This window comes from Methylobacter sp. Wu1, assembly GCF_036553575.1.
In the GTDB taxonomy this organism is placed as follows: Bacteria; Pseudomonadota; Gammaproteobacteria; order Methylococcales; family Methylomonadaceae; genus Methylobacter.
On record NZ_JAZHOC010000060.1, the window covers coordinates 42,227 to 56,955 of the forward strand.

Genomic DNA, 14,729 nt, shown 5'->3' on the forward strand with positions numbered 1-14,729 from the left:
AGCGGAAACCCTGCATGGGCGGCCCAGAATTGCTGGGTTTATCAATCCAACTGTAGGTTGGGCGGGGCATGTTGCCTTCAGCATCGCTAAGCGGAATCTCTAAGCCCAGCTATTGCAGAAACGTTAGGGACAGGGTTACAAACCCTGTCCCGCTTGGGGAATCAATTAACCATGGACACTGCAGAGGATTGATGCCCTGCAAGCTCCTTCTCTCCCATTTCAGCAGGTTGCGTTAAAATGGCGCTTTTTTTGAGCCCATTTAAAGAAAATGCCTACAGTCCTCTACGGGATTATTGCCTATATCCTGCTGCAATTGTTGATCGGCGTGTATTTTTCGCGCCGCATCGTCAGCGAAAGCGATTATCTGTTGGCCGGACGCAGCCTCGGCCCGGGCATGGCCAGCCTGAGCGTATTTGCGACCTGGTTCGGCGCCGAAACCTGCATAGGCGCGGCCGGCTCGGTCTACGAGAGCGGTCTGTCGGGCGCGACGGTCGATCCGTTCGGCTATACTGTCTGCCTGGTGCTGATGGGCATGGTGTTCGCTGTGCATTTGTGGCGGCGCAACCTGACCACGCTGGCTGATCTTTTTGAGCAGCGCTATTCGGCTAAAATCCAGAGCCTGGCCGTGTTGCTGATCGCGCCGACTTCGGTCATGTGGGCGGCCGCGCAGATCAGGGCGTTTGGGCAGGTGTTGTCGTCCGCGTCGGGATTTGAAGTGGAATGGGCGATTGCCGTCGCGGCGCTGGTTGTGGTCATCTATACCATGTACGGGGGGCTGTTGGCCGATGTCGTGACCGACGCCGTGCAGGGCATCGCGTTGATTATCGGTTTATTGCTGCTGCTGTTTTTCGTGCTGAAGGCCGGCGGCGGGTTCGAGGCATCCATAGCGCATATTCAGCCGGAGCGGCTTAGCCTGTTCGGTGCAGGGGAGAACGCATGGGCTGATAAAATCGAGCAATGGGCCATTCCGATCTGCGGATCGGTTTTGTCGCAGGAACTCGTGGCGCGCGTGCTGGCCAGCCGCTCGCCCGAAGTGGCGCAAAAAGCCTGCATCCACGGCGGCCTGCTGTACCTGGCAGTGGGGCTGGTTCCGGTTTTCATCGGTCTGCTCGGCTTTCAACTGGTGCCGGGATTGGCGCAGCCTGAGCAGATACTGCCGCACCTGGCCCGCGAGCATCTCAACACGTTTTTATACATCGTCTTCGCCGGCGCGCTGATCTCGGCCATTCTGTCGACGGTCGACAGCGCCTTGCTGGCAGCCTCGGCCCTGGTGTCCCATAATCTGATCGTGCCGGCCGTCAAGACGATCAGCGATCAGGACAAGGTCAAAGCCGCACGGATTCTGGTCATGGTGTGCGGCATTATCGCCTTTGTCCTGGCGCTGCATGCCGAGCGTGTTTATACGCTGGTGGAAGAGGCGTCGGCGTTCGGCAGCGCCGGCATTTTCATTGTCGTCGTTTTCGGCCTGTTCACGCGCTTCGGCGGCAGTTTGAGCGCTGCCGTCACGCTGCTGGCCGGCATGTCGACGTGGATAATCGGCCACCACTTCATGAATATCGGCACGCCTTACTTGATGTCTCTGGCTGTGGCGCTGGCCAGCTATGTGCTGATGGGATTCTTTGAGGCTTGGTGGGTCGGGCGTGGATTGATGGTTAAACGGAACGACTTCAATTTTTAATGTCTAATCTATACAGTAAGATATGCTTTCCACACAACAAGAACACAACAAACACGAAGGAAGGTAGATATATGAAAAAGTTACGCGTTTATCTGATGGTGATATTTACAGCGCTGACTATGTTGTCATTGCCTGAAGCGCATGCACAATCATCCTCGCAGAAATTCGGCCGGGGTCTGGCGGGCATGACCTGCGGTTTTCTTGAGATACCGGGCAATATTGTGCAGGAAACGCGGACCCAAGGCGCCGTCGGCGTACCCATCGGCCTGGCGAAGGGATTGGGCATGTTTGTGGCGCGCGAACTGGTCGGCGTTTATGAGTTTATTTCCGCGCCTTTCGCGGCGCCGGCAGGTTTTCGGCCTATTTTACAGCCCGAGTATCCCTGGGATTACTTTGAATAGCACGCGCAGGCTGGGCTGCAGCTTGAGCGGAAACCCGGCATAGGCGGCTTCGAAAGGCTGGGTTTAGCAACCCAGCCTACCGCGCTTGCCGCTCACTTCGGCGCCCAGAAGGTATGCAGTGCATACCCTACGCCTTTTAAATCCGACCGCTAAACCAAATACCGGCTCCAACTGCCATACCTGTTCTCGATCCTGCCGCGCGGTATGCTCGCCGCAATCAGCAACAGCGCTGCCGCAACCCCTGACCAGTCGGCAAGGGTGCTGCCGCCCTCCAGCATCAACGGCGTAGCCATCAGGGCGAAGGCCAGCAGCACATTGACAAAGCGTACCGGGCGTGCCGATTCGGCCAATGCCGTGATGGAAATTGTTACGACGAGAGCGCCGATCAGATGGTCGCTGTTGGCTTGTTCGCCTTGCGTTCCGAAAATCAGCCGCGTACACATCAGCCAGATGCCGATGGCCGCGCTCAGCACCAGTGACCAGGGCAGATTGACGCCGCCGCCGGCCATGTCCTTGATGATCGTCCAGGGCGAGCCTTCGAAACTATCGGGTTCGGTTTTGCGGCCGCCTTCTATCGTGTCGCCGCGCAGGAACGCCAGAATGACCGATTTGCCCTTGCGGCGGCGCTCGGCCAGAAACTGGCCCGTGGCGATCAGTTCGTCGACGGAATAGGGAATCTGGATCAGCATGGCCGCGGCCGCTATCAGGCAAAGTGTGCACCAGGTGCCGATCAGAATGGGCTGGATGATGATGAAGAAAATGCTGACGGCGCCCAGCGGCACGATCATGACGCCGAACAGAATGACCAGCCAGGGCATCGTGCGCCAGCGGTCGCGCCCCCCGATGATGCCGGTCAGTATCTCCAGCAGGTAAGTTACCGCGCCTAGCCCCGCGTCGGGTATGGGCCAGGCCTTGGAAACATCGGACGTGATGACGCGCTTGGTGCCATCGCCGAAATAAGGGTCCCAGGCGTCCGGTATATGGCCCAATTGGTAGGCGGCCAGATAGCGCGAGATGTAGAGCCCGATAAAGGCCAGGAGAATGATCGGCACGCGCTGCATCCATGACGACGGGTTGTAATCCCAGCCGGGCGGAATGTCGGGGCCTTTCAGGCTGGCAATGAGGCCGATGCCCGGCATGGGGCGAACCAGCATTGAAAAGCCGATCACGAGAGAGCCTACCAGCGTATCGTTCAGATAAGCCGAAGCGCTCGGCGTCCAGAACACCAGCGGCGCGAACAGCAGCCACAGTCCCACGGCCGCGTTGGCGATGCGCGCCCAGGCCATGCGCCGCGACAGCGACAGCGCGCCGAACACCAGCACCAGCGCGCCGGCGGCCAGGTCGTTGACGGCCATGGTATCGTCCCGGTAACCCAGGATAGGCGGGCTGCTTATGAGCCAGGTGCCCAAAGCCATGTTCAGAAAATGCGCCCAAAGGTTTTCGCGGTGCGTGTTGCGCCAAGACCGATTATATTCATGTAACAGGTGTTCGGCCGGTTCGGGCTCGGCGGTCATGGTCTCGACCCATTCCGGCGCAGTCAGTTTGTTGCGTTTGTACCAGCTCAACGGATCGGCCTTGAGCGCAGCCACAATCGCCGGCAGCGCATCGCGCAATGAATGCCGGGGCTCCCAATTTAACAGGTTTCTGGCCCTGGAGATATCCAGTTCATAATGATCGTCGGCCAGGTCTACCATGAACGGCTTGATGAAAGGTTTCTCGCCTTTGTCGATCGAATCCGGTATCGCGATTTCCATCTGTGCCTGCAGCCCGGCGCCGACCTTGGCCAGCATTTTCGGCAGCGTTTCAGTCGGCCATATTTCCCCATGGATCAGATAGCCGATTTCGTTTTGCAGCGCCTCGTAGCCCATTGTCAGCGGCTCGCCTACGAGCAGTTCGAGTTCGGCGGGCAGTTGCCTGCGTTGCCGGATCATGCGCACGATAGCCTCGATCAGGTCCTCAATGTGAATGAACGACTGGCCGTGCGAGATGTCACCTGCAAAAAACCGGCTCGTGAACTGGCGCTCATAGATCCGCTGTATCTGATTCGCGAGCGTTGGCGGCAATACGTCATCGGTATAGACGCCGGCAATGCGGACCAACACATAAGGGATAGCGCCGTGCTCGTTGATGACAACTTCCTCGGTTTCCAGTTTCGACTGCGGATAAGCCCATTTGGGCTGTAGCGGCGAGTTTTCCGTAATAGGTATGCCGGGCTCGGTGGGCGCATGCACGAGCATCGTGCTGGCATAAACGAACTGCTCGACGTCAAAGCCATGCAATGCCCGCAGCAGGCGCCGGGTTCCTCTGACGTTGACGCTCTCGTACAACGGGTGCGGCTCGCCGGTGAAATCGTAATAGCCGGCCAGATGCACAACCGATGCGATGTGCGCGCCGTAGTGCTGGCGCACGTCATCCAGGGCTTTTTCAACGGCGCTGTCAGAGGTCAGGTCCAGATCGATCAAGTCCGGAAACTTCGATGGATCGGCGCCCCTATCCAGACCGACAATGCGGTAATGTTGCGCCAGCGCCTTGCTCAGTGCCTGGCCGAGAAAGCCACTGATGCCGGTAATCAAAACAATGTCTTTCGCGGCGTTCGCAGTCTTGTTACCCATGATCGTTTTCTCCCGAGAGGTTTGAGCGATCTCCGGCTTATCGAAGAATCCCAAAGCATTTACCGACCATTTTTCGAACAGGAAAGGGAAGATAAAGTTCATGCATTCAGCGCTGATGCAAGCGCATGTGTCTGTGGCCAGGCGACCGGGCCGGTTTTCGGTCGGAGAGAGGGATGGGCGTCAGTCGAAGGTTCTTACTGGTCAAGACCAGCCCATGCGATGCAAGGACATAGCCGCTGCGGCGCCTTCGGGAATAGTGTGCAGCGTAATGGCGAGCACCGATATCCCAGCGGCTTCCGTTGTCCGGCCGATGCAATGGGGCGTGAGCATCGCCTCTGGTTTGCTCGCCGATGCCGTATGCATCGGCTTTCCCGGTATGCCTGAGCTGTCAAGGCTAGGTCCGCCGGCGGCGTACCCATTTTTCGATTTCTACGGTCACGAATACTACCGACGACAGCCCCAGGCAGAGCAGTAATTCATTCAGGCTCAAGGCCTGGGTTTTGAATATCGGCTGCAAGACGGGTACATACAACACTGCCATTTGCAAGCCGAAAGTCAGTATTACTGCGCCAAAGAGAGGCAGGTTGGAAAACAGCCCTTGCCGAAACAGCGAGGCCCGATCCGAGCGAATCGCCAGCACATGGCCCATCTGCGACAGCGTCAGCACCGTGAAGACCATGCTCTGCCAGCGCGGGGAATCGGTTACGTAGGCCCAGCCTTGGGCAAACAGGGACACGCCCGCCATCAACAGACCGACCCACAGAATGTGTTGCCACATCCCTTCGGCGAAAATACTTTGCTGGGGCGGGCGCGGCGGGCGTTGCATAATGCCCCGTTCCTCCGGTTCTACTGCCAGGGCCAATCCCGGCAATCCGTCCGTCACCAGGTTGATCCAGAGGATGTGAATCGGCAGCAAAGGGATCGGCAGGCCGATAAAAGGCGCCAGGAACAGTGTCCAGATTTCCGCCGAATTGCCGGTTAAGGCGTATTTGATGAATTTGCGGATATTGTCGAAAATGCGCCGTCCCTCGCGCACCGCCGTTACGATGGTGGCGAAATTGTCGTCCAGCAGCACCATATGCGAAGCTTCCCGCGCCACATCGGTGCCGATCTTACCCATTGATACCCCGATATTGGCAATGCCGAGCGCCGGGGCGTCGTTGACGCCGTCGCCGGTCATTGCGACGAATTCGCCCTTATCCTGGAGCGCCTGCACGATTTTGATCTTTTGTTCCGGCGCCACGCGCGCGTAGACGCGCACAGAGTTTACCCGCTGCTCGAATTCTTCGAGGCTCATATTGGCCAGATCCTGCCCGGTCAGTACCTCGGAGTCTTCATCCGCAATACCGAGCCGAAGGGCAATGGCTTTCGCAGTGGCCGGATGGTCGCCGGTAATCATGACCGGCACGATGCCCGCGCTGCGGCATAAATCCACCGCCTGCTTCGCTTCCGGACGCGGCGGGTCCATCAAGCCTACCAGGCCCAGAAAGCACAGTCCGCTTTCCAGCGCATCGCCGCTCTGAGGGGAAGGTCTTTCAGCCAGCCGCTTCCACGCCAGCGCAAGGACCCTGAGCCCCTGCGCGGCCATTTGATCCGCCGTTGCCATGACGTTTTCCACAGCCAAAGGCTGCGGGCCGCTGCCATGCCATTGTTCGACGCAGAGAGGCAGCAGATTTTCCGGGGCGCCTTTGGTATAAACGACAAAGCCGTTGTCATCCTGGTGCAGGGTGGACATCAGTTTGCGTTCGGAGTCAAAGGGGATCTCGTCCAGCCGCGGCATCGTTTTGACCAGTCCAGCACCGTCATAGCCTGCGCGGACTGCGGCTTCATACAAGGCCGTTTCGGTAGGATCGCCTACGACGATGCCTTGCTCGTCGCGGCGGGCATCGTTGTTCAGAGCCAGGGCGTGGAGCAGGGGCGGCGGAAAATCCTGAGCGATGCCTTCCCGCATGCTTTCTTCCACGTAGAAGGCTTCGGCTTGCATGCGGTTTTGGGTCAGGGTGCCGGTCTTGTCCGAGCAGATGAAGGTCACCGAACCCAGCGTTTCCACCGCAGGCAGGCGCCGGATCAGCGCGTTTTTCTGTACCATCCTTCGGGCGCCCAGGGCCAGAGATACGGTAGACACGGCAGGCAAGGCCTCTGGAATGGCGGCCACGGCCAAACTGACGGCAGTCAGAAACATCAGCACCGGCGGCTCGCCACGCAACAGGCCCACGGCGAAAATGATCGCGCAGATGGTCAGCACCAACAATGCCAGGCGCTTGCCGAACACGGCCAAGCGTTGTTGCAGCGGTGTTTTGCTTTCCTTATCCTGACTCAGAAGCCTCGCGATTTTGCCCAGTTCCGTTTCCATTCCGGTTGCGACGATCATGCCCAGGCCACGGCCATAGGTCGCGATGGTGCCCTTGTAAGCCATATTGCGGCGGTCACCGAGCGGCGGCTCCAACTCTCGCAATACGGCGCGGCTTTTCTCTACCGGCAGAGATTCGCCGGTCAATGCCGCTTCTTCCACCTTGAGCCGCGCAACGTCCAGTAGCTTGAGGTCAGCGGGTACGACGTTGCCCGCTTCCAGCAGCACCAGATCGCCCGGAACCAGATCCCGTGCCGCCACGGTCTGAATATTGCCGCCGCGCAGCACTTGCGCCGTCGGGCTGGCGAGCCGCTTGAGCGCCGCCACGGCCCGTTCGGCGCGGAATTCCTGTATGAAGCCGATAACCCCATTCAACACCACGATGACGGCAATCGCGATCGTATCGCTTGATTCTCCGATCAGGCCGGACACGATGCCGGCCAAGATCAGCACGATAATCATGAAATCGGTGAACTGCCCGATAAACATGCGCACCGGCCCGCGTCGGCGCTGCTCCATGATCATGTTCGGCCCGAAAGCGTCCAGCCGGCGCTGCGATTCTTCGTGATCCAAGCCTTTTTCAGGGTCGACCTTTAGCCACGCCGCCGCCTGCCAGGGCTCAAGAAGATGCCACGGTGTCTCAAAGGGCTTGCTTTTTTCTGGTTTTTCTTGTTTTTTTGTGGCTTGCATTGTTTAAATCACAGGGAAGATATGAATATCGTTTTTTCGGGATATAGTATTTCGATGTTTTCGCTGATGTCCACTCTTGCCTCCCTGCACAGGGTTTACACGGCTGTCCGTCGAACTGGCCGTTTATGTGCCCCAGACCTCGATTTTCCGCATCGAATCCCTTGGCAATGTTCGCTTCGCCTTTGTCTTGTCAGGCTTTGCGCGCTATTATGAGCTTTGTTGCAAGCGTTCGAATCAAGCGAATGTTCACGCCATTGCCCCCTGTCTGGGGACTCAATATTGAAGCAGACTGCTCAAATCAAACGTTATGTGAAAAGGAAAATATGAATACATACGATTGGAATGCCAAGGATTATGAAAGAAATTCACAAGCTCAGCAAGAATGGGCAAGAGAGCTTATTGCAAATCTGAGCTTAAAGGGAAGGGAGGACGTTCTCGATTTGGGCTGCGGCGACGGCAAAGTAACGGCGGAAATTGCTCGATCAGTCGGTGATGGATCGGTTGTCGGCATTGATAACTCAAGTCAGATGATAGATCTGGCAAAGGAAAAATATCCACAAGACAGCTATTTCAATCTTTCGTTTCAGGCAATGGACGCTGGCGACTTATCATTTGAAGGCTGTTTTGACGTGGTTTTTTCAAATGCAGTGCTGCATTGGGTCAAGGATCATAAGCCTGTTATTGACGGCTTATATAAGAGTCTCAGGGCTGGAGGCAAAATTCTCCTGCGCATGGGAGGACAAGGCGATGCTGAAGGTATAATTTCAGCTATTAACGACGTTAAAGCTTCAAATCAATGGGCGCAGTACTTTACTGAGTTTGAATTTCCTTATAATTTTGCCGGCATCGATGAAACTCAAGTGTTGTTGAAAGAATCCGGATTTTCCATAAATCGTGTCGAACTCATTCCTAAAGATATGACGCATGACGGAAAATCAGGGCTGGAAGGGTGGATTCGAACAACATGGTTACCCTACACGGAACGCATTCCCAAAGAAAAGCGGGAGGCCTTTATCGAAGCGGTTGCTTCGAGTTATCTGGATAAAGTGCCGCTGGGAGCAGATGGTAAAGCGCATGTAGCCATGGTGTTGATTGAAGTTGAAGCAGAAAAAAATCACATAGCCGGCGGGCCAGTCCGTCGTCAGGCTGATTTGAAGGCAAATGCCTGGGCACATTCAGTGTTCCACAATTATTCAACTCCCGTAAAGGCTTATCAAAGCGCCATTAGAAATAACAAGGTCAGATTACCAAGATGAATGCACTCGCCCAACTCCATGCCGATATTGAAGCACGCGTACAAGCCATCCGGAGCGCCAATCCCGATTGGCTATGCGGCCTGGGCTGCGACAGTTGTTGCCGGCGGCTCGCCGAAATACCGAGGCTCACGGCGGCTGAATGGGAGCTGTTGCGGGAAGGGCTTGCCGCGTTGCCCCCGGAACTGCTTAGGGAAATCGGCCAGGATATCGCCGCGCTGGCCGGACAGCCATCGCGGCCCATTGTCTGCCCGCTGTTGGATCAGGCTGCGGGGGCCTGCCGGGTTTATGCTCATCGCCCGGCGGCTTGCCGCACATACGGATTCTACGTCCAGCGCGACAAAGGACTCTACTGCAAGGACATCGAATCGCGCGTAGCCGGCGGTGCCTGGGCCGAGGCGGTATGGGGCAACCAGGACGCTATCGACCGCCAGCTCCGCAGCCTGGGCGATGCGCGCGAATTGACCGAATGGTTCGAGCGCTGGCAGAAGAGCGGGGAGATAGGCTGAAATCGTCTAATTACTTGTTATGCATGGGGCGGCACAAGCTGTGATTCCAGTGATACAGGAAGAAAAAACCGGTTGCGGAATCGCATCGGTAGCCAATATCTTGGGCAAGACTTACGCAGAGATGAAAGAAATAGCTAACGCAATGGGTATCTATGCCTCAGATAAATCTCTCTGGTCTGATACCCAATACGTAAGGCGCATGCTTTCCGCCGCAGGTATTGAAACCTCCGCTGATGAATTGCCTTTTGAATCATGGGACACTTTGCCTGATCTGGCGCTGCTGTCCATCAAGTATCATCAGGAAAACGGTAAAAATTTCTGGCACTGGGTAGTGTTTAAAAGAGCAGAGGGTCTTCCTATTGTTTTAGACTCCGCCAGCTATCTGCCATCAAACATTCGAACGGATTTTGATGGCATGCAGCCAAAATGGTTTATCGAGGTGAAAAATGCATAATAATTCATTCAAGCCGATGCCACTTCGCGTCGCGGCTTAAACGATATGCATCTTTAGAGATCCGTATGTTTAAACGTCTATTGTTTATCTGCATGCTTTGTCTCCCTATCGCTGCCTGGGCATTCTTTAAGCCCGTTCGGGTTGCGGCACCTGAACTGACCGGATTGTACTGCGCCAATGGCACCTTGTGCACAGACGACATGTCCCGCAATCAGGAAGCGGCCCATCTCTACAATGAGGCTTTGCATTTTGTCGGCTCGTCGGTCGGCGCTATCGAAAAAAAACCGAGAGTCATTTTTTGCAGTTCCGAGGATTGTTTTCAATCCTTCGGGTTAGGAAAACGTTCGGCCGTTACTATAGGGACTTTGGGCATCGTTATCAGCCCTCGTGCATGGAAACCTTACTATGTCCGCCATGAAATGATTCATCACCTTCAAAATGAAAAATTGGGCATGATCAAGATGTGGCGTGCGCCTGAGTGGTTCTCCGAGGGCATGGCATACGCTTTGAGCGAAGATCCCCGTCCAAAGCTGTCTGAGCCCTTTGAACACTACCGTTCTCAATTCGAACACTGGTATAAGCAAGTGGGACGGGATCGGTTATGGGAAGAAGCCCGCAAACTGTGAGTGCGCTGACAAGTTCGTCAAACAGGTCTCAATAAGGAGCAAAGGCAATGGTAGAACACGAAGTAATTGAAGCGATTCGGAAAGCGGACAAAGCGATTGATCAGCGCGACATTGACGCATTGATGGACTTCTACGAAGAAGATGCCACGCTGGTTGTCGAGCCTGGAAGATATGCGCATGGCAAGGCTCAAATCGCTGAAGTATTCCGGGCCATATTTGCATATTTCAACGACAGCCTTCTGGTACGTCAGAGCAATTTTCAAGTCATCGAGGGCGGCGGCGTCGCACTGGTCATCTGCAAGCTTGAGCTTTTGGCGGAGCGGTTCACGGAATCCAGGGTCTCCATGCACAGACGTCCTACCTACATATTCAAGAAGTCCCTAGACGGTAAATGGCGCTGCCTGATTGACAATTCGTATGGGACCGACCTTTGACGCTGCTCTCCTTGACCAATTTTGTGATAGGGCTAAAAGAAATCAGGCTGGCAAAGCGGTAGCCATCTGCTTGATGAGCGCTGATGATCGAAGCGTTAAAGCGATCCTCAAATAGACCAAACCCGACATCATGAAAATTTATCAACTCTACCGGAAGCAAAGGCTAAGCATGAGCCGTCAGCAGGCCTGGGGCTTCTTTTCTTCGCCGCATTATCTCAATGACATCACTCCCGACTTTTTTCATGTCGACATTACTTCGCCAGTGCCCGACGAAATTTATGCCGGCTTGATGATCAGCTATCGAATGAAAGCGGTAGGGGGTATACGAATGGCTTGGTTGTCGGAAGTCAGTCATTGCCAGAAACCGTTGCGTTTCATTTACCAGCAGCGCATTGGCCCATTCAAATTCTGGAGCCATGAGGTGAAATTAAGCGAATGTTCTGATGGTGTCATATTGGAAGATATTGTGTTTTACGTCATGCCTTACAGATGGCTGGGTGAATTGCTGCATGTCCTGTTAATCGGCGATAAATTGAAACGCATCTTCGATACTCGCCACGACTATCTTCAAGCGAAGTGGGGCATACAAACGCAATGATATGCTTACCCGCATCTACGGCAAAAAAACTGTTCAAACTAAACAACCACTTACTCAAGCGGGTGGTTGTTTAGTTACCGTAAGCGTGTCTTCCTATGCTGGCGCGGCAGAACCAGAAATCCAGCGGCTTTAAGATTTATTTAATTTAGTCGTGACTTTCGACTTCAATCTTATTAAGTTAATAGCTTTCCAAATTTCAGGACTCGAAATGAAGCACCGCATTTTTTTCGGCAAATCCACCTCCAGAATCATACTGGCGCTTCTGATTGCTTTACCCATCAATGTATTGGCAGCCGGCGGTTGGAGCTACCAGCAGGACCGGGACCGCTTGACCAACCAGTCTTACAGCTATGCCAGATCGCCGTTGCCGAGCAGTGCCCAGTATGAACTGATCAGGCTTGAGGTCGCCTGCAAGGAAAACAAGCTGCAATTTGTGGTCGATTCCAATAGCCTGATTGCGTCACAAGGCCGGTCTTTTGATGTCGAGTATCAAGTCGACAAAAAACCGCCGGTCACGATTTCGATGAAAACGTTTGCGGATTCCAAGCGCCGCGGCTACACGGAAGAGCATGCCAGGGAAATTATCGATGACATTCTGTCCGGGCAATCCATTTTTATTCGCGTCAATACGATGATCAAGCAGGTTCTGACGGCGGCGATTACGCTGGAAGGCGCGGGCCAGCCGATTCAGCAGGTGCTCGCCGATTGCGGCATTGGCGTATCGGATAAAACCGATGATGGGGCGGCCTATAGCTGGGCCGAATTCGAGTTGGATTTCAAAAAGCTTTCTTCAGCGCAGCAGCAGGAAGTGCTCGGCAAAATCAAGAAAATCATGCTGGAGATGCGTTAAGAATATTCTGTGCCGGTGAGGCGACACCTAACATATGGTTAACTGATGTTGCGCATCAGTTGAATTGAAACGGGTTAAATAAAGTACCGCAGCGCGAAGGTAAACTGTAGGGTCGAATTCATTCGACCCGAAACGCTTCCCCGAGATATGGGCATTAAAAATAGTGCGAATACCCGCAAGGGGCACAAGTGAATTCGCACCTGCACACGCGCATCACTATTCAGACGATGAGATGATCGGTTTCGCAACCGCAACCGCAACCTGCCGCCAGCGCGGCCAGCAGGATAAAAAACAGCCCATGCGTAACATCAATGATTAAGCCGACTGATAATAAACCGCGAAGAGCGCGAAGTTTTTACCTGGATTTTTCTTCGTGAACTTCGTGTTCTTCGTGGTTTACGCCTTAAACGATACGCATGAAGGCGACTAAAGTCGCCCCCACATTCACAAGCTGTTATTCCTGCTCTGCGGCCTCGACGCTCTGTGGCGTCAGCAAGGCGGTTTCAGCGCTTTCATAGCCGCCGGCCCAAAGCGGTAACGCCAGCGCGCCCAGGCTGGCCAGCCAGACCAGCAATTGGCTGTTGGTGACTGTATAAATGAAAGCCAGCTTGAAGCGCTCGGCCAGGTCGGGATGGGCCTCGATAAAGTCGCGGCTGATCAGGAAAGCACGCGTCTCGCCGGCAATCAGCGCCAGACCCATGACAACGAGGACATAGGCGATAATCCTGTTGCGTTTCGGGCTGGCCTGACTGTAGCCGACCAGTCTGTCGAAGTCCAGCATTCCTGCAGACAACGTCCTCTCATCAAGATAACGCATGGCGATCAGGCCCAGCATGCCGGTCACGGCGATAGAGGTCATGTCATAAGGGAAGCTGATATAGCGCCCATCCAGCGCCAGCGTATAGGTTTTATAGACAGCCAGCGCGATCAGGACCAGATAGACGCCCTGCAGCCATGCGCCGAGTTTCTCATTGGCCGATTTATTGTTCAGCACGGCCATGGCGCGCTGCACCAGGCAAACGGCCAACAGCGTGTTGATGATAACGATCGCGACAGTGCCGGCGCTTTGCAGCGGGTTGAAGCTGGCGGCCCATAATTCATCAGCATGCATGACCAGCAGCGACGCCAGCAGTTGCGCAAAAGCCAGAAACAGGGCCAAACGCGGCAGCGGCAGCTGCGACAAGGGCTTGAAGTAATAGGCGACAGCCAGCAGCATGATGACGGTCGATACCATCAGCTTGTTTACCCAGTTCGGGTCTTCAACCACTTTGCCGGTCAACGGGAAGACCGGCGTGCGATCGGCGGATAACAGTCCCCAGTTCGCGCCCACGACGCCTTCCAGCGCGCTTTTCCAGGGCTGGTTGAAGGCTTCGACGATGTTCAGGTCGAAGCCGTTTTTCTTGGATACCTGGATCAGGCCGCGGATGAATTTCGCCTCGTTCGCGACGCTCGGTATGGCCCAGCCGCGCTGGCGGCCATTGCTGGGCCAGCCGGATTCGCCGATCAGGATCGGTTTGCCGGGGTACAGCGCCTGCACTTGGTCATAAACCTGCTTGTAAGTTTTCTCGATATGCGCGATGGCGTCATTGACTTCCAGCGGCTCGTCTTCCCAATAGGGCAGAATGTGGATGGTAATGAAATCGACTTCCTTGCCGATTTCGGGGTATTTCATATAAAACGACCAGACATCGGCATAGGAAACAGGCTGTTTGACGGCTTTTTTGACTTCGCGGATGTATTCGATCAGCTTTTCCGGTGCCATCTCGCCGCGCAGCAACACTTCATTCCCGACCATGACCCGCTTGACGACGTCCGGATTGGCGTTTGCCGAGCGGATCAGTTCCTGGATTTCCAGGTGGTTATGTTCCTTGGCTTCGTTCATTTTCTGCACTTCTTCGGGGCTGAACTGGGCGGGGTCAAAAGGCTGTTCATAAGTCAGCCAGGCGCCCTGGATCATGCTCAGCCCGTACTTGCGCGCCAGAGCGGGCACTACCTCGAAGCCTTCCAGGCTCGTATAGGTGCGTATCGAATGGGTCTTATCGGCCAGCAGGCTGATGTCTTCCTCGATTTGCTCGGGCGTCGGTAGTATTTTTTCTATAGGGCTTTGACCGTAACGGTACGGCGCAAAGGACAGACTGGTCAGTTTGCCGTCCGGTACATCGGGACCGACGTCGACCGGCCTGTTGTTGAGCCAGCCGAACAATCCGTTCAGTACCACCGCCAATGCGACGAGCATAATAAGGCTAGATTTTTTCATGATTTTTATTGGGCAGA

At 55.1% G+C, this 14,729-nt stretch carries 13 protein-coding genes; 9 read left to right on the forward strand and 4 right to left on the reverse strand.

What is annotated here, in order from left to right; genetic code table 11:
* Positions 1-268: 268 nt before the first annotated feature.
* Both V2P20_RS12135 and V2P20_RS12140 read left to right on the forward strand, forming a co-directional pair.
* On the forward strand, positions 269-1,678 hold the full coding sequence (locus V2P20_RS12135; protein ID WP_331818654.1) for a sodium:solute symporter family protein: 1,410 nt from the start codon (positions 269-271) through the stop codon (positions 1,676-1,678).
* Between the two features lie 71 nt (positions 1,679-1,749).
* Positions 1,750-2,079 (forward strand): exosortase system-associated protein, TIGR04073 family, encoded by a 330-nt coding sequence (locus tag V2P20_RS12140; protein ID WP_331818656.1) that lies wholly within the window; start codon positions 1,750-1,752, stop codon positions 2,077-2,079.
* Between the two features lie 149 nt (positions 2,080-2,228).
* Here the strand turns inward: V2P20_RS12140 and V2P20_RS12145 are convergent, their stop codons facing one another.
* From V2P20_RS12145 to V2P20_RS12155, 3 genes are all read right to left on the reverse strand, one after another.
* Positions 2,229-4,793, reverse strand: coding sequence for an NAD-dependent epimerase/dehydratase family protein (locus tag V2P20_RS12145; RefSeq protein ID WP_331818658.1), 2,565 nt, complete (start codon positions 4,791-4,793; stop codon positions 2,229-2,231).
* Positions 4,794-4,892: 99 nt separating this feature from the next.
* Positions 4,893-5,054 (reverse strand): hypothetical protein, encoded by a 162-nt coding sequence (locus V2P20_RS12150; protein ID WP_331818660.1) that lies wholly within the window; start codon positions 5,052-5,054, stop codon positions 4,893-4,895.
* Positions 5,055-5,085: 31 nt separating this feature from the next.
* Positions 5,086-7,731 (reverse strand): cation-translocating P-type ATPase, encoded by a 2,646-nt coding sequence (locus V2P20_RS12155; RefSeq protein WP_331818662.1) that lies wholly within the window; start codon positions 7,729-7,731, stop codon positions 5,086-5,088.
* A gap of 209 nt (positions 7,732-7,940) precedes the next feature.
* Here V2P20_RS12155 and V2P20_RS12160 point away from each other — a divergent pair, with 209 nt between their 5' ends.
* The 7 genes from V2P20_RS12160 (at position 7,941) to V2P20_RS12190 (ending at position 12,455) form a co-directional block, all read left to right on the forward strand.
* Positions 7,941-8,987: a methyltransferase domain-containing protein gene (locus V2P20_RS12160; protein ID WP_331818664.1), complete on the forward strand. Its 1,047-nt coding sequence runs from the start codon at positions 7,941-7,943 to the stop codon at positions 8,985-8,987.
* On the forward strand, positions 8,984-9,493 hold the full coding sequence (locus V2P20_RS12165) for a YkgJ family cysteine cluster protein (protein ID WP_331818666.1): 510 nt from the start codon (positions 8,984-8,986) through the stop codon (positions 9,491-9,493). The genes V2P20_RS12160 and V2P20_RS12165 overlap by 4 nt, the downstream gene beginning before the upstream one ends.
* 40 nt (positions 9,494-9,533) lie before the next feature.
* Complete coding sequence (locus V2P20_RS12170) at positions 9,534-9,947, forward strand: hypothetical protein (RefSeq protein ID WP_331818667.1); 414 nt, start codon at positions 9,534-9,536, stop codon at positions 9,945-9,947.
* A gap of 65 nt (positions 9,948-10,012) precedes the next feature.
* Complete coding sequence (locus V2P20_RS12175) at positions 10,013-10,573, forward strand: hypothetical protein (RefSeq protein WP_331818668.1); 561 nt, start codon at positions 10,013-10,015, stop codon at positions 10,571-10,573.
* A gap of 47 nt (positions 10,574-10,620) precedes the next feature.
* The gene (locus tag V2P20_RS12180) at positions 10,621-11,007 is read left to right on the forward strand and encodes a DUF4440 domain-containing protein (RefSeq protein WP_331818670.1); all 387 of its coding nucleotides are present in this window, start codon (positions 10,621-10,623) and stop codon (positions 11,005-11,007) included.
* A gap of 130 nt (positions 11,008-11,137) precedes the next feature.
* A complete protein-coding gene (locus V2P20_RS12185; protein WP_331818672.1) occupies positions 11,138-11,605 on the forward strand; it encodes an SRPBCC family protein in 468 nt (155 codons plus the stop codon).
* 208 nt (positions 11,606-11,813) lie between these two features.
* Positions 11,814-12,455 (forward strand): hypothetical protein, encoded by a 642-nt coding sequence (locus tag V2P20_RS12190; RefSeq protein ID WP_331818674.1) that lies wholly within the window; start codon positions 11,814-11,816, stop codon positions 12,453-12,455.
* Between the two features lie 454 nt (positions 12,456-12,909).
* Here V2P20_RS12190 and V2P20_RS12195 read toward each other — a convergent pair whose 3' ends face one another.
* Positions 12,910-14,712: a glycosyl hydrolase family 17 protein gene (locus V2P20_RS12195; protein ID WP_331818676.1), complete on the reverse strand. Its 1,803-nt coding sequence runs from the start codon at positions 14,710-14,712 to the stop codon at positions 12,910-12,912.
* Between the last annotated feature and the right edge of the window lie 17 nt (positions 14,713-14,729).